This window comes from Brevibacillus sp. AG (assembly GCF_028369215.1).
In the GTDB taxonomy this organism is placed as follows: domain Bacteria; phylum Bacillota; class Bacilli; order Brevibacillales; family Brevibacillaceae; genus Brevibacillus; species Brevibacillus porteri.
Genome location: NZ_JAQMYO010000006.1, coordinates 258547 through 272850, shown reverse-complemented (window position 1 = coordinate 272850; position 14304 = coordinate 258547). Strand labels below are relative to the sequence as shown.

General features: G+C 47.2%; 16 protein-coding genes. 2 read left to right on the top strand and 14 right to left on the bottom strand.

What is annotated here, in order from left to right:
- Positions 1–32 precede the first annotated feature (32 nt).
- The 7 genes from POF51_RS17615 to cysK form a co-directional block, all read right to left on the bottom strand.
- Positions 33–938 carry an ATP-grasp domain-containing protein gene (locus POF51_RS17615; protein ID WP_069848690.1) on the bottom strand — a complete coding sequence of 302 codons (906 nt, stop codon included), beginning with the start codon at positions 936–938 and terminating at the stop codon, positions 33–35.
- 140 nt (positions 939–1078) lie between these two features.
- The gene (locus POF51_RS17610; protein WP_017251357.1) at positions 1079–1420 is read right to left on the bottom strand and encodes a hypothetical protein; all 342 of its coding nucleotides are present in this window, start codon (positions 1418–1420) and stop codon (positions 1079–1081) included.
- 144 nt (positions 1421–1564) lie between these two features.
- A complete protein-coding gene (locus POF51_RS17605; RefSeq protein WP_069848693.1) occupies positions 1565–2458 on the bottom strand; it encodes a hypothetical protein in 894 nt (297 codons plus the stop codon).
- Between the two features lie 115 nt (positions 2459–2573).
- Complete coding sequence (locus POF51_RS17600) at positions 2574–3788, bottom strand: hypothetical protein (RefSeq protein WP_069848695.1); 1215 nt, start codon at positions 3786–3788, stop codon at positions 2574–2576.
- A gap of 126 nt (positions 3789–3914) precedes the next feature.
- Positions 3915–4244 (bottom strand): YuzD family protein, encoded by a 330-nt coding sequence (locus POF51_RS17595; RefSeq protein ID WP_069848697.1) that lies wholly within the window; start codon positions 4242–4244, stop codon positions 3915–3917.
- A gap of 29 nt (positions 4245–4273) precedes the next feature.
- A complete protein-coding gene (locus POF51_RS17590) occupies positions 4274–5407 on the bottom strand; it encodes a bifunctional cystathionine gamma-lyase/homocysteine desulfhydrase (protein ID WP_069848700.1) in 1134 nt (377 codons plus the stop codon).
- A 1-nt stretch (position 5408) separates the two neighbouring features.
- Positions 5409–6332, bottom strand: coding sequence for a cysteine synthase A (gene cysK, locus POF51_RS17585; protein ID WP_007715789.1), 924 nt, complete (start codon positions 6330–6332; stop codon positions 5409–5411).
- 195 nt (positions 6333–6527) lie between these two features.
- Between cysK and POF51_RS17580 the strand changes: the two genes are divergently transcribed.
- Positions 6528–6755 carry a NifU family protein gene (locus tag POF51_RS17580; protein WP_007715787.1) on the top strand — a complete coding sequence of 76 codons (228 nt, stop codon included), beginning with the start codon at positions 6528–6530 and terminating at the stop codon, positions 6753–6755.
- A gap of 51 nt (positions 6756–6806) precedes the next feature.
- Here POF51_RS17580 and POF51_RS17575 read toward each other — a convergent pair whose 3' ends face one another.
- From POF51_RS17575 to POF51_RS17565, 3 genes are read right to left on the bottom strand one after another with little or no spacing between them, the layout of a single operon-like run.
- Complete coding sequence (locus POF51_RS17575) at positions 6807–7727, bottom strand: alpha/beta hydrolase (RefSeq protein ID WP_069848703.1); 921 nt, start codon at positions 7725–7727, stop codon at positions 6807–6809.
- Positions 7724–8683, bottom strand: a complete 960-nt coding sequence (locus tag POF51_RS17570; protein WP_069848706.1) for a 2-hydroxyacid dehydrogenase — start codon at positions 8681–8683, stop codon at positions 7724–7726. The genes POF51_RS17575 and POF51_RS17570 overlap by 4 nt, the downstream gene beginning before the upstream one ends.
- Entirely contained in the window at positions 8640–9725 is a 1086-nt protein-coding gene (locus POF51_RS17565) for a hypothetical protein (RefSeq protein WP_069848709.1), read from the bottom strand. Before POF51_RS17565 ends, POF51_RS17570 begins: the two co-directional genes overlap by 44 nt.
- A gap of 164 nt (positions 9726–9889) precedes the next feature.
- Between POF51_RS17565 and POF51_RS17560 the strand changes: the two genes are divergently transcribed.
- Entirely contained in the window at positions 9890–10405 is a 516-nt protein-coding gene (locus POF51_RS17560; RefSeq protein ID WP_017251365.1) for a phosphatidylglycerophosphatase A family protein, read from the top strand.
- On the opposite strand, the gene POF51_RS17555 is transcribed toward POF51_RS17560, so the two are convergent.
- The 4 genes from POF51_RS17555 to POF51_RS17540 all read right to left on the bottom strand — a co-directional run bounded on the left by POF51_RS17555 (position 10400) and on the right by POF51_RS17540 (position 14024).
- Complete coding sequence (locus POF51_RS17555) at positions 10400–11179, bottom strand: TIGR01457 family HAD-type hydrolase (protein WP_069848712.1); 780 nt, start codon at positions 11177–11179, stop codon at positions 10400–10402. The two genes, POF51_RS17560 and POF51_RS17555, sit on opposite strands and share 6 nt — an antisense overlap.
- 135 nt (positions 11180–11314) lie before the next feature.
- Positions 11315–12544: a DUF4073 domain-containing protein gene (locus POF51_RS17550; protein ID WP_069848714.1), complete on the bottom strand. Its 1230-nt coding sequence runs from the start codon at positions 12542–12544 to the stop codon at positions 11315–11317.
- Positions 12545–12851: 307 nt separating this feature from the next.
- Entirely contained in the window at positions 12852–13481 is a 630-nt protein-coding gene (locus POF51_RS17545; protein ID WP_026043310.1) for a helix-turn-helix transcriptional regulator, read from the bottom strand.
- 108 nt (positions 13482–13589) lie between these two features.
- Entirely contained in the window at positions 13590–14024 is a 435-nt protein-coding gene (locus POF51_RS17540; RefSeq protein WP_069848717.1) for a DUF86 domain-containing protein, read from the bottom strand.
- Positions 14025–14304 lie beyond the last annotated feature (280 nt).

Genomic DNA, 14304 nt, shown 5'->3' with positions numbered 1-14304 from the left:
GCCAAACCTATTTTCATGGGTAGATACCTCTTCTATGATAGATTTCCTTTTATCTTTGTGAAAAATTCAAATATGTCAGCCTGTTCGGGCAGAGCAGACACCTGTGCATCCCCTAGCTCGAGGATGGTCCACGAGCCATTTTCTAGCTTTGCGATGTCCATGGTAAAAAAGCGGCTCTTGATATTTTTCGCTACCTCTAAAAATGTCTGGAGGTCTGGCGGCGTATCGTCATATTGTCCTTCTTCCCAGTAATTTGCCATGTACATGGGTTCGCCATCCAAAAAGAAAATGCGATATTCCTGAGATAATGGCATGTTGCTCTGCGAGTGATGGGTCAAAAATTGAAGCTTCACAAATTCTCGAAAGACGATTCCCTCATTCAACTCATCCTGCTGCAGCTCCAGAAATCGATTGGTCACTTGCTGTACCTTTTCTTTATCGGAAGCATCGGGGATATAGCAAGCCTCATTCCAATCGTGCTTTCGAGATTTTACAAAATCTTTGATCATGATCGGAGACTGACCAAATCTATTTACGATCCGATGCACGCTCTCAAATGACGCGTCTATCTCTTCCTTGTACAGCCAGACCGAAAGCGGTGTGAAATCTTTGATGACTTCATAAGATTCAGGCAGGTAATGGCAATGCACGTACTTTTCGGGTGTATTGATTAACTCTATATTTTGGGCTAGCAGGGCGTCGTACAATTTTTGGTACAGGAATGGTTTTAGCATCCATCCCCTGTAGATAGCCGTTACTTTTTCAGGAGCGGGTTGTATTTGTTTCACAGCCGCTAACGGGTTATCATTGTATATCAGTTGTTCCAAGCTGATTAGATGAATGTCCAAGCCGAGTTGTTTTGCGCACGTATACTCATATTCGTAGGTTTCATCGACTTTGTTTTCTTGAAATGGCTGGCTGCAAAATAAGACTTTCATCTGCACGATCCTCCTCCAGATGTTAGAGAAAAAGTAAGGAAAAAACAGGGATTTTCTATATCCTTCCATTATACAAAATAATTCTTTCCATGCAAAAAAACCGTCAAGATAAGTCCTGACGGTTTCCTCATTTTGCTGGTTTATCGCTTTTGGACACGTAAAACAGGTACTTTTTTCGGTTCAAAGGTGTCTGCCAACACCTTCTCATGGATGACATTCAGCTTGAGCAAACTCGAAATTTTCCCGGTATCCGCCTTCGACATGAGGCGCCAAAGCGAAGGATCTGGCAAGGCGTTGTAGAGGCGATCATCATTGTATTCTCGCCGCTCCTGATAGGAGATCAGCAGCTTGTATTCGCCTTCCTCTGCGCTGCCTGCTTCGCTGTAAGCTTCAATCAGTTTCCCCCGCAGCTCGTTCAACTCTTCCTCTACCTGCTTTTGAATTTCCTTCAACTCGTAGTAGCGAGCAATCGGTTGGTCCATCCGCTCTTCCTCCTTTGGTTACCCCTGTACCCAAAATCCATATGAGAAAAAGTCGGTTGGTAGAACCATTCGCTGGTAACGAAAAACAGCCTCCTTTTTCATTTCCGTCATGAAAAGGAGGCTGCGTATCAAGCTCTACAATTTTTACTTTTCAATCATCGTGTTAATCGCTTCACCCGGGTGTTTTTTCAAGAAAGTAGAATACTCTACTTCCCATGGATTCCATTTGCCGTCACCTTGGTAGCCCCAAACAGAATTAATGCGGGAAACGGTATCTGTGTTGTTCATACCTACAAGTCGTTGCTCTCCTACCAGCTCAAATGTACCGTTCGCATCCATATCGACTGGAGTCAGAGAACCGAATGGATAGGAGAATACAGAAACAGCATCTTCTGTTGGCTGTACTTTGCCTGCTTTGTCATACAGCTTGGCAGCTACGTATACATCCTGGTTGGCACTCACATCAAGCGTCAGCGGCTTATCCAGATGGGAGCCTTTGCCTTCTACTTTAAAGCCATCTACGAATTTCCCCTCGTACCGGATTCCTTCGTTTTCCTTTTCACCAAAAATCACGGCTGGCTTGTTGTTTTCAAAAGTAGCGATTACGTGGCTGTAAACACCGCCGCTTCCGCCAGTCGCTGTTTTAACGAAAGCATCTGCAACGTGATCACCCGTGAAGTCTACGAGAGTCAGCTCGCCTTCATAGCCGCCCAGCTCTTTGATATCCGTTTGGCTATAAGCGCCGGATTTTCCGTCTTTCACTACGATGTTCATATTGGAAGCATAGATGTCATCCGCTTTTTCTTTTTGGCCGATCAGATATACAATGTCATCCTTTTTATCGCCATTGACGTCAGCCGTTTTTTGATCGATCACATAGGTGTTTTTGTCGAGTTTCAGTTCAGCCGCAGCCGAGAAAAGCTTTCCTTTTTCAGAGTCTGCGTGAGCTACTTGTGTATTCATTGCAGAAAATCCAGCTACGCCTACAACCCCTGCAAGCAGCAAATATGTAACAGGCTTCATCCATTTTTTATTCATCGTTATGGCCTCCACTAGATGGTAAGTTATTGGTTACATTTACTACTATAGGACGAAGCCTGTTCCATTTCGTTACAAAAGGTTTACGAATGATATACAAATAGTAAACAGCACATTACTTGACGTTATCTAACACACTTTTGATAATGGCAGCCGAGTCTTGACGGATACTGAGGTTGTAGTGCTTTCTTACAGCTTGGTAGACGGCATTCAGATTTTTGCTGCTTTTGTTTTTACGATAGGCGGCAATCTCCTTGGAAAAATGAGGATGGTGAATTAGATCGCGGCTCCAGTCCCATGCCCGAGGCTTTAGGGCATCCTTACGTGCTTGATCGAGCATTTGGGGAAACTTCGGAATAAAGTACTGCCCGATTTTTCTACTAGCATTTTGGTATTCTTGGGTCTCTGTAATAGAGGAAACAGGATCATCATTATAGGGCTTTCCATTGACTGAAATGAGATCGCGCGGTTGTGTCGGCACCATGCCCGGTGCTAATTTCACCTGATAGTACTCCCAACCTGATTCAGTCTTTTTCCCGGGAAGAATGAGTTTCATAAAATGCTGCAGACGATCATACGCATGCTCCTGTGCGTATTTTTCCGGGCCGGATTCCATGCTAAGCGGTGAATCAGGATAAATATAGCCTTCGCTATCTACTACATAACCCGGCAAGCCTACTTCAACTGCCCAGCGAACAGCGACATTCTCCGAATCCTTCAGATCAATTCCTCCGTGGTAAGGTCGAACGGTTCCGAACATCCGATACAGAACGGTCGCGACGAACTCCTTCGTTGCGATCCCATCGTCGATCTCATTTGGCATGACGTAACCGGCTTGAACAAGAGGCTGCAGGCGGGCATTCATATTGCTTTGGGCTCTGGTTTCTCGTAGAGCTCTCCCCTCATTTGAATAGGCGTCCGTATTCTTAATGCCTTGGTCTAGCTCATCCAGATTCATGTCAGCCGGATATGCTGGAGGTAGAGTACCGATAAAGTGATACAGATTCCAGAGAAATCCTTTTTTCGAGGATAAGAATTTCACGCGATAAGAGAAATTCATTTTGTGATACGATTCTTCCGTTTCCATGTCGATTATATAGTCATCGGATGAATAAGGGCGCAGTTGCAAAGACAATGGATGCGGATTAGTAATAGAGACCATCTGTACATTCAAAAACAAGTATTTTTCCGGATTGGGCGGAAGTTTATATGTAATTCGGTAGCTCGCTGTGTTTGCTTCTGCAATATTTGTAGCAGATGGGGTAACAAGTATGGTGGATAAACAAAGGGAGCAAGCTAGAACGCTAAACACTATCTTTTTTCCAAACATAGAAAAATCACCCTTTTATTTTTGATACTAGTTAAACGCTTCTTGGCTTTCGAAGTTGCGCTCAGACTGTTACTCTAAAAAGAAAAACGACCAGATATAGATCATCTGGTCGTTTCTTGAGCGATCTTATTCTGCCAAAGAAGCAATCGGCTGCACGCCCATGTTCTCCAGCTTTTCATAGATATCCTTTAATTTCGGATTTCCCTCACCGACAATTTCCCCGGAAATTACGACAAGCGGATACCATAAATCTTCCTCGATAATGCGATTCGCCCAGCTTTTGTCATCGTCTGTCTGCGGCTGTTGAAAGTCGCTATAAACGATGCGGATGCTGTCACTCCCATATTTGCGAGAGAGTGCCGCCTCCAGCCACTCGGCTGTTTCCTTTGCAGATGGCAAATTGACGCAGCTTGCGCACAATTGCTCTGTCCCAAAAACCTTGATATCGACAGTCACTATATCCGCCCTCCCCCGGGTCAGCTAGCTTAGGACAATGCTTGTTCCAGGTCCTCGATCAAGTCCTGAACATCTTCAATACCAACAGAGATGCGCACCAAGCCATCCGTAATGCCCAGCTCAGCACGGCGCTCTGCCGGGATAGATGCATGTGTCATGCGTGCAGGTACGCTGATCAAGCTCTCCACTGCACCCAGTGATTCAGCCAGCGTGTAGTATTTTACCTTTGCCAACACTTCGTCAGCACGCTCTGCGCTGCCTACGTCGAAGGAAATCATGCCACCAAAGCCACGCGCTTGCTTTTGAATCAGCTCATGACCGGAATGGTTGGACAGTCCAGGATAGATCACGCGTTTGATGTCACTGCGCTCAGACAGCCATTTTGCTATCGTACGTGCGTTGTGCTCATGCTCTTCCATCCGAATTCCCAGCGTCTTCATACCACGCAGCAAGAGCCAAGAATCTTGTGGCCCGAGCACTCCGCCAATTGCATTTTGCACAAAATGGAGGTCTTCGCCCACTTGCGCATCTTTTGCTACGACCAGACCTGCTACTACGTCGCTGTGTCCGCCCAAATATTTCGTTGCGCTATGGAACACGATGTCAGCACCGAGATCCAGCGGATTTTGCCAGTATGGTGTCATGAACGTGTTGTCTACCACGAGCAGCACGCCTTTTGCTTTCGCGATGCCTGCCAACGCGCTGATGTCGCTTACTTTCAGCAGCGGGTTTGTCGGTGTTTCCATAATGATTGCTTTGGTTTCCGGGCGAATTGCCGCCTCTACTGCTGCCAGATCACTCGTGTCTACATAGGTTGCTTCCAGACCCATACGGGAGAATACACGTGTAACGACGCGGTAAGTACCACCGTATACATCGTCACCTACCACGAGATGGTCGCCTTTGTTGAACATGGAGAGGATGGTAGAGAGTGCCGCCATACCAGAACCAAATGCAAAGCCACGAGCGCCGCCTTCGATTTCTGCGATGTATGTTTCCAAAGCGTGACGAGTCGGGTTCCCGGTACGGGAGTATTCGAAGCCCTTGTGAACGCCAATTGCTTCCTGTTTATAAGTACTTACCTGGTAAATTGGAACGGATACGGCTCCTGTATGTGGATCTCCATCGATTCCGCCGTGGATCAGACGAGTTTTGATACGCATCTTAAATTCCCCCCTGGTAAATTTTCTTGCTTAGATAACGTTCACTGCCGTCAGCAAACAGTGTAACGATATTCGTCCCTGGAGCAGCTTCTCTTGCTTCGCGCAGTGCCGCTGCCATAGCTGCACCTGAGGAGCTGCCTACGAGCAAGCCTTCCTTGGCAGCCAGCTGCTTGACCAGATCGAATGCTTCCACATCGAGAATCGTGTGAATAGCATTGAAGTAGCTCGTATCCATGAATGGAGGCAAAAACTCCATGCCGATCCCCTCTGTTTTATGCGGGCCGGATTCCCCCCCATTCAAGATGGAACCTTCTGGCTCGACAATTACCGTTTTTACGTTTGGGTTTTGTTCTTTCAAGTAACGAGCAGCACCCATGAAAGTACCGCCAGAGCCCGCGCCTGCCACAAATACGTTTACTTGGCCGTCCATTTGACTCCAAATTTCCGGACCTGTTGTTTTGTAGTGTGCGTCTGGATTTGCCGGGTTAGCAAATTGCTGTGGTACAAAAGCACCTGGAATCGATTCTGCGAGTTCTTTTGCCTTGGCAATTGCACCCTTAATCCCCAACTCTGTCGGTGTATTGACGACTTCTGCTCCGAGGGCACGCATCAGCTCTTGCTTTTCCTCGGAAAACTTCGCTGGTACGCAGAAGATGACTTTATAACCAGTTCCTACAGCGGCCAGCGCTACACCAATTCCTGTATTTCCTGCTGTCGGTTCGATAATGGTACCACCTGGGGCCAATTGGCCATTCTCCTCTGCGGCACGAATCAACTCCATGCCGAGTCTGTCTTTTACGCTGCCTCCTGGGTTAAAATATTCCAGCTTGGCGAACAAGCGGACACCTTCAGGGAGCTCAAATTGTGTAATTTCGACGATCGGCGTATTACCAATCAGTTCCTTCACATTACGAAATACGTTCACGAAGATCTGACTCCTTATATTGAAGTACTTGCTTCTTTCTTTTTCATTATAACATGCAAAGATTACAAAAAGTCCATGCTACTAAACTTCGGTGTGTCAGCGGAACTTCAAAGTGTCAACAGGGCATGTAAGCCATGGATTTCTCACCATGGTATGATTATAATAAAGGAGAGGTTGGAAAGGAGTGAATGTAACATGGATATCATGGATCAAGTACAAGAAGTTCTCGATAAACTGCGTCCTTACCTGCAACGTGACGGCGGAGACGTACAACTCGTTGATGTAGAAGATGGCATCGTGAAGCTGCGCCTGATGGGTGCTTGCGGTAGCTGCCCTTCCTCTACCATCACCCTGAAAGCAGGAATCGAGCGTGCACTGGTGGAAGAAATCCCAGGCATCAAGGAAGTTCAACAAGTATTCTAATCCAGTCACATCGACATGAAAGCAGCTACAGCAACCGCGTAGCTGCTTTTTTCATTTCCTCTTCCCCATTCCCTTTTCCAAAAAAGCAATAACGCGTTTCTCGTATTCCTCTGGAACTAACGGATAACTGCGGACGTGACCCGCTCGCGGTACGATCCAAATCTCGGAATCTTTGTCTTGCGTCAGCTCAAATAGTCGTTCGCTGTTCACCATGGGGATCGTCGTATCGCCTGTTCCGTGTATAAAAAGGATCGGCTTTTCCGCTTGCTTGACTGCCTGATACGGATTGACGTCACGCGGATTAGCTCCTAGCAATATAGGACACAAGGTAAGGATGAGCCAGTTGAATGGAAAGCGAGGCAGGCCCGTCCACTGCGGCAAGTTCTCAACCAAGTATTCACGCAAGGAATAGAATGGAGAATCCGCTACAATCGCAGTGATGCGTTCATCCACTCCTCCCACCATCAAGGAGGTTGCCGCCCCCATGGAAAACCCGACGAGACCCAGTGTATGTTCCGGCTTCTTGGCTGCCGCAAAATCAATGGCCCCCCGCAAATCCTGCTGTTCCCGAAGACCAATCGTAGTCAGCGCGTCGCTGGACTCACCCGCATTTCGAAAGTCAAACATCAGCACGTCAAAGCCGGCATGAACAAGTCTTGCCGCTAGTGACAGAGCGGGAAGATGCGGTTCTAATCTGTTTTGGCTATACCCATGGGCGAAGACTACAGTACGTCCATTGGAGACTTTCCCATTTTTTTCAGCTGACAAGTACCATCCAGCCAACGAAATGGTCGTTTCCCTGCTCGAAAAAACGATGGATTCCACCTGTTCAATCCCAAAATCTCGGGGGTCCATGTTAACCGGCTTTCGTACGGGATGCGTCAAGCGCCAGGTTACGTGAAACGACACGGCTACTGCTGCAATCAAGAGTAGCAATAAGAGTCCTGTGATTCCTACAAAGAACGTGTTCATATGGCAGTCAGAGGTTCCCTCCCACTTAGTACAGCTACGATGTTAGCAGCAGCCAGCCTCGCCATCTCTGCCCTCGTTTGCACAGTCGCACTACCGATATGTGGCAATGCGACTACATTTGGCAGTTGCAAGAGCGGGTTATCCATCGGGACAGGCTCGACCGCAAAAACGTCCAGGCCTGCCGCCCATATTTTTTTGTCTACCAACGCTTGATACAATGCGGACTCATCGACTGTCCCACCACGAGAAACATTGATAAACACAGCGGTTTCTTTCATGAGCGAAAATTGTTTTTCCCCCATTAACATGCGTGTGTCCTCTGTCAGCGGTGTAAGCAGAACGACGTAATCGGACTCTTGCAGAAGCTCCGCCAAATCAGCATACCGTGCTCCTGTCTCTTGCTCAGCCTGCGGTTTGCGATTCCGGTTGTGATACAAGATCCGCATGCCAAATCCTTTGGCGCGTCTCGCCACAGCTTCCCCAATTCGTCCCATCCCAATAATCCCCAGAGTCGAACCATATATATTTTGTCCAGCCATGAGGGTCGGACTCCACGATGTCCATTCCCCCTGCAATAAAAATCGATTGGCTTCCGTCAATCGGCGGCCTGTTGCCATCAATAAAGCGAAAGCCAAATCGGCTGTAGACTCTGTTAGCACATCAGGCGTGTTGGTTACGATGACCTCGTGTCGTCTGCACGCTTCCCAATCAATATTGTCGTAACCGACCGCCATGTTCGCCACGATTCGGAGTCGTTTTGTACGCGCCAAAAATTCCTCATCCACGCGTTCTGTCAGCATGGTCAAGACGGCATCTACATGTTCAATCTTTTCCAGCAACAACTCACGCGGGATCGGTGTATTTTTTGTCCATTGCTCGACCTCGGCTACTCTTTCAAGCATCGCGATCACTTCAGGATTGAGTTTCCTCGTAACGAAAACTTGTTGCTTGATCATCTTTTTTCCTCCACAACCAGTCAATTTGTGGAATGGATACGTCATAACGCTGTGCAATGAATAGGGGGTACTTTCGAAGTCCGTCTTCCATTTTGGTTAGCTCGTCTTCCAACTGCGTTTGCCATGCTTCGATGTTGACTTCCTGGCGCTCTTCTACTGGCAACTCCATATAGGTCTCCACGAGCCTCAAGAACCTGCCTGGGTAGAGCATGAGCGCATAAATCACGGCATATTCAGCTGGCTGTAGCGCAGAGACGCTGTTGTAGCCGTCGAGAAAGCTGGTCACAGCCTCTTCATTCCAGCCGTTTCGCTTTGTCTCGGCTTTGATCCACTGCCCCACATCACGAGTACGCATATCAAGAACCCAGTTCCATTCACCTGCCATTAGACGTACATCCTTCTCTTTCCATAGCATATACCCTTGATCAAAATTTTGGTAGGCTACTTTCCCGAGACTAGCTGTTTCCTTCACAACTTTATCGTATCCAGCATCCAACAAATATTGAACGGACAATTCACCAAGCTGAGTAATGTAGGTGAAGCAGGTCAACAAATATTCATCCATTGGCGCGAGCTCTACATTATCCTCATCCATCTCATCCCGGTACTCATTAAAATTCCGTAGCTTTTTGCGCCACATACTCGGCCAGTTGCCAAGAGAGCTATAAGGGATAAACATCTTGTCAGATGAAAAATCACTCGTGGCTAGATGGAACTGTGCGAGTGATTGGCCGCTGGCATAAAATGGATTGTCAGGAACCGCCTCCCGCACGCCTCTGTATAAATAGTAAAGCTGCTCATCATCAACGATGTGAGCCTGCCCGCTTGTTGTATTCACCAGCTTTAACAAGCGAATGTTTTGCTGTTGACTCAAATGATTTTTTACTTTTTCAATAAACTTGCTTTTGTATTTATATCCGGCTGGCGCCTCGAACATGTAGTAAAGGCCTCGATCCGTTTCCAGTACCTTGCTTGCACCCGTCGTGCGATATCCCTGGAGTTCAAAACCGTACTTCTCCTGAAGAAGCTCTTTTTCTTCCATACAGTCGTTCACCCTCCTTGCATACTGCTCTTCTGGCATTGTATGTCGTTAGATCGGGATAGGTGCCTATCTGTATGCAGATACTAGATACATTCATGCCGACTTTCTGGGTGCTGAAAAGTCGACTTATTGAACACGCACGTGAAAAAGGAGGAACCTCAAGCATGAGTGAGCATCCACTAAATAGTGAGAGTTGTCTGGACTTCGTTATTGAGCTTTTGGAAAAACGAGGAGTCAGTATGAACGACATTGCTGAAATTGTCATGTTCCTACAGTCAAAATATATCCCGGACATCACCTTGGACATGTGTCTGGACAGTGTTACTGCCGTCTTGAAAAAACGTGAGGTCCAAAACGCGTTGCTGACTGGGATTCAACTCGACATCCTCGCAGAACAAAAGCAGCTGCTGCCTCCGCTCCAGGCGATTATTGAATCAGACGAGCCTCTCTATGGCATAGACGAGGTACTCGCCCTCGCCATCGTCAACCTGTACGGGAGCATCGGATTCACCAACTTCGGTTATGTAGACAAGCTGAAGCACGGCAAACTCGCCGACCTCAACGACAAGCGTTTTGGTGTCCATACTTTTTTGGACGATCTCGTCGGTGCGGTCGCAGCAGCCGCCTCCAGCCGTATTGCCCACCGCCAGAAGCAGCAGGAAGAATGCGCAGAATCATAGGGAGATTTGTCGCTGCCATTCAGGCAAATCTTCGGCAATATGGGTAGGCGCAGCATGATGCTTGTCTGCTTCTTCGCGGGTGGAATAGCCTGTCAAAACGAGCAAGCTGTCCAAGCCGCTGTTGGCACCTGCCTCAATGTCCGTATATAAATTGTCCCCGACGATCAGCGTGTCAGCCGCAGCAGTACCAAGCTGATCCAGAGCATATCGGACGATGATGGACTCTGGTTTGCCAATCACGATTGGTTTGGTCGCAGACGCAACGGAGACGGCTGCCACCAGTGAACCATTGCCAGGGAACAGACCGGCATCCGTCGGCAGGGCTGCATCTGCATTTGTAGCGATAAAGGTTGCTCCTGCACGGATAGCGCGTGCGGCGATCGCCAGCTTTTCATACGTAAAAGCACGATCAATCCCAACAATGACATAAGCCGGATCTTCTTCTGTAATCACATAACCTGCATCCGTCAGCTGATCATGCAAGCCCGCCTCTCCAATCACGTAGACGCGTGTACCCGCTGGTGCTTGCTCTCGTAAATAAGTAGCGGTCGCCATGCTCGTGGTATATACGTCCCGAGCCTCTGCCTCTATGCCCATTGCCACCAGTCGTTCCGCCACGTGCTTTGCAGAGGCTGAAGAATTGTTGGTCAGGAACAAATACGGAATCTGATGAGTTTTTAAGTGGGTGATGAATGCTGCGGCTCCCGGAATCGCTTCTTTTCCCCGATAAATCGTTCCATCCAGATCAAGTAAATAGCCTTTATATGGTTTCACGTTGTTCCATCTCCCATCTGTTTCGTAAGCCGGTTGTACAAGCTCTCCCCTCTTAGTGTAAACCTTCATCCTTTCTATCGCAAAAAAAGAGGACCCGATCGGCCCTCTTTTAACGAACAATGCACGGAAGTCCCATTATTTCTTGAATTTAACCATGATTGGCTTGCCGTCTTCTAGGTTCATTTCCCCTTTATGACGGACATACACGGTCTGGTTTCCTGGAAATGTCGGTGGATTTTCGGGATCAAAATCCCGCCAGTTTTTTTGCTTGCCAACTGCGTACTCCATGTATGGCGTCGCGTTGACAAGCACATTATTATCATCATCTGCCTGTACATCCGGCGGCAACTGCTCGATTTTTCCATTATGGATGCCTAGCTTCTTAATGACTTTGTCGTGTTGGTAGTCATACGCTTGGATGACGACATCATTACCGTACACTTGCAAGCGTAGTCCTTGCTTGAAAGCCCCTCCATCCGGCGCGACTTTTTCGCCGCCGTCTGGACCGGCTGACATCCATCCCGTTTCAATCCCGCCCGTGTTTACGACGGTAAAACCGCGTTTGTCTCCGCCTTTGACTTTCTTTTTGCCTGCCCAGTCCGGTAGGTTCAGATCCCAATGGGTGTGACTCGTGAAGAAAACGACTTGCGGATAGTCTTTCAAGATGTCAAGGAGCTTGTCCACCTTCAGGTAATCGTTCATGTATGGATTTTGTTTGGAGCCGGAGACACTGTCTGGAAGCACATGGTGGGAGAATACGAAAATGGGCTTGTTCTCGTCCTGCTTGCTGTAATGCTTCAGATTTTCTTTCAGCCAATCCAGTTGCTCGTCGCTCATGTATACTTCATCCCACAATTTTGGATCGTGGTATTTCATGTATTTTTCTGTGCCGAGGAAGAGAAAGGGATATCCATTGATTTCTTTTTGGTGATAGACTTTGTCTTCTCCGCTGAATTCGTAGAAGTTATCGAACAACTCTTCTTCCGTTGTGCCGTTTGGCCAGCTACTTTGTGCAAGCGTTTGGGGATTCTTCCATTTCGGCACATAAAACTCATGATTACCGATGCTGTACCACACGTTTTCAGGGTGAGGATTTTTATCGAGTACATCTTGAACGGCTTGATATTCAAAATCATAGCCGCGAGGAGTAATATCACCGTTAATGATCAGCGCTTCGGACTTTGAATTTTCCTCATTAATGTCTTGCAAAACGTGATCAAAATCTCTGAGGTCTCCTTGGATGTCACTGATCACGTCAAATGTCATCGTCACCTTTTTCTCTTTTGCATGAGCGGAATCATCGACTGGAAGGATTCCACCCAACAAGATGGCAGAAGCAGCTATACTTGATACCATTTTTTTCATTACGGATCACTCCTCATCTGTTTTCGTCACGACACCCACCCGAATAAGCAATATTATCCTGATATCATTCCGCCCTTCTGTTGTTTTCCCTGTGTTTTGTTGTTTTTTACACCATAAATAGTAGATGTCCAACATAAAGAAAACGTTAAAACAACATTAAGATTGCTAGAATGTAGTAAAAGGGTACTTAATACCTGCCTGTTTACAGAAAAAAGGCACAGGACCCTAACCGAATCCTGTGCCGCGAAAATCTTGTAAACAAAAGAAAAAAATCCACCCGATTTGAGTGGACTTTCGTTATAGCTCGTTATTTCGCTTCCTTGATGTGGAACACGCATTTGTCTCCGCCTTTTGCCATGCACGTGGTTTGCTCGACATTGGCATTCAAGACCCGACGGAACAACGAGAGCTCACAGCTACACGCTTGGTTGAATTCACGAGCTACTTGCGAGATTGGGCAATTGAACTCCTGAATCCGATAGCCGTCTCCATTTTCGTCCTTTTCCCATTCCACCATGTAGCCTTTATCGTTTTGCAGCTCGGCTAGCTTGGCTACACGCTTTTCCAAGTCACCTTGCATGTGGGAGCGATAAGTCTCCTCCAAGCGATTCTCGCGGCGTCTAAATAGCATTTCTATTTTGGACAAACCATCGATTTCCTTTATGTCTTGTAAAAAATCTAATGTCAAATGAGAATAATTGCGCGGGAACAGTTCGTCTGCTTCCTGCGACAATGAATAAACATTCGTTGGGCGTCCCATCGCTTGGCGAACAAGCGTAGACTTGATCAAATTATCTCTCTCCAGGGTGTTCAAATGACGTCGAACCGCCATTTCAGTAATCCCTAGCTCGACGGCCATGTCGCTGACAGGGAGTGAACCTTTGACCTTGAGCATGTGCAGGATTTGATCACGAGTGGACGTTCCTTCGTTTGTCATACGTATCACCGTCCTTTCTCCCTATTGTAGTGGATGTAGACGTTTTAGTAAACAAACGAAAGTCTTTTGTATAAAATATCCGCTACCTAGTGTTGGAATGAAAACATTTTAAAACAGTTCTTTTTTCAAGAAGGCTCTCACCTGTGGCTCAAACTGACGAATGGCACCGGCAGCTTCTTCTACCAGGCTGTACATCTCATTGGCCGGCACACTTGTATAATCATTAACCAGATGCTTGCGGAAATCAGTAACACGTGTCAGGATCAAAGCCTGTTCATCCGTGATGACTTGTTCATCCCGCAATATTTCCACGATGTCGCTGTAGCTTCCTGGATCGCGCATAATGAATCCGTCGATCAGCGCGTTTCCGACATCCACTATTCCTTCGATAGACAAGTGCAGGGCTCGCTCCATCGCTGCAACAGCTACTTCATCTGCCAAAACCGCTTTGGCTCCTCGTTCGCTGAGCTTGTCCAACAGATCAAGCATACGAGACATATGTTCCAATACTTGGTCGATTCGTTTTGTATTCACGTCGTACATATATTTCTCCTTACTTTCGCTTTTTTGATTTGCGTTTTGAGTAGTAAACGGTAAACACAAATGTTAGCACCAGGACGAGAAGCACCAATTCCCCTTCCTGCAAATAGGAATTGCTCACCGGTTTCACCTCTTTTCATCCCTCAGTATACCAAATTTGTACGACCTGTCACGAATCACGTTCGTCTTTTGATCACGGGTGCTCATGTAGCTCCCCTACACTCCGCTCCTCCTTCTACAGGTTCTCGCCACTTTCTCGGTGCTGAAAAGACGACTTTTTGAT

Bases quoted from the DNA above. Each gene is read 5' to 3' on its own strand.
- POF51_RS17570 (WP_069848706.1), bottom strand. From the start codon at position 8,683: ATGATCAAGCAACAAGTTTTCGTTACGAGGAAACTCAATCCTGAAGTG.
- POF51_RS17565 (WP_069848709.1), bottom strand. From the start codon at position 9,725: ATGGAAGAAAAAGAGCTTCTTCAGGAGAAGTACGGTTTTGAACTCCAG.
- POF51_RS17605 (WP_069848693.1), bottom strand. From the start codon at position 2,458: ATGAATAAAAAATGGATGAAGCCTGTTACATATTTGCTGCTTGCAGGG.
- POF51_RS17600 (WP_069848695.1), bottom strand. From the start codon at position 3,788: ATGTTTGGAAAAAAGATAGTGTTTAGCGTTCTAGCTTGCTCCCTTTGT.
- POF51_RS17615 (WP_069848690.1), bottom strand. From the start codon at position 938: ATGAAAGTCTTATTTTGCAGCCAGCCATTTCAAGAAAACAAAGTCGAT.
- POF51_RS17550 (WP_069848714.1), bottom strand. From the start codon at position 12,544: ATGAAAAAAATGGTATCAAGTATAGCTGCTTCTGCCATCTTGTTGGGT.
- POF51_RS17590 (WP_069848700.1), bottom strand. From the start codon at position 5,407: ATGCGTATCAAAACTCGTCTGATCCACGGCGGAATCGATGGAGATCCA.
- POF51_RS17575 (WP_069848703.1), bottom strand. From the start codon at position 7,727: ATGAACACGTTCTTTGTAGGAATCACAGGACTCTTATTGCTACTCTTG.
- POF51_RS17560 (WP_017251365.1), top strand. From the start codon at position 9,890: ATGAGTGAGCATCCACTAAATAGTGAGAGTTGTCTGGACTTCGTTATT.
- POF51_RS17580 (WP_007715787.1), top strand. From the start codon at position 6,528: ATGGATATCATGGATCAAGTACAAGAAGTTCTCGATAAACTGCGTCCT.
- POF51_RS17545 (WP_026043310.1), bottom strand. From the start codon at position 13,481: ATGACAAACGAAGGAACGTCCACTCGTGATCAAATCCTGCACATGCTC.
- POF51_RS17610 (WP_017251357.1), bottom strand. From the start codon at position 1,420: ATGGACCAACCGATTGCTCGCTACTACGAGTTGAAGGAAATTCAAAAG.
- POF51_RS17540 (WP_069848717.1), bottom strand. From the start codon at position 14,024: ATGTACGACGTGAATACAAAACGAATCGACCAAGTATTGGAACATATG.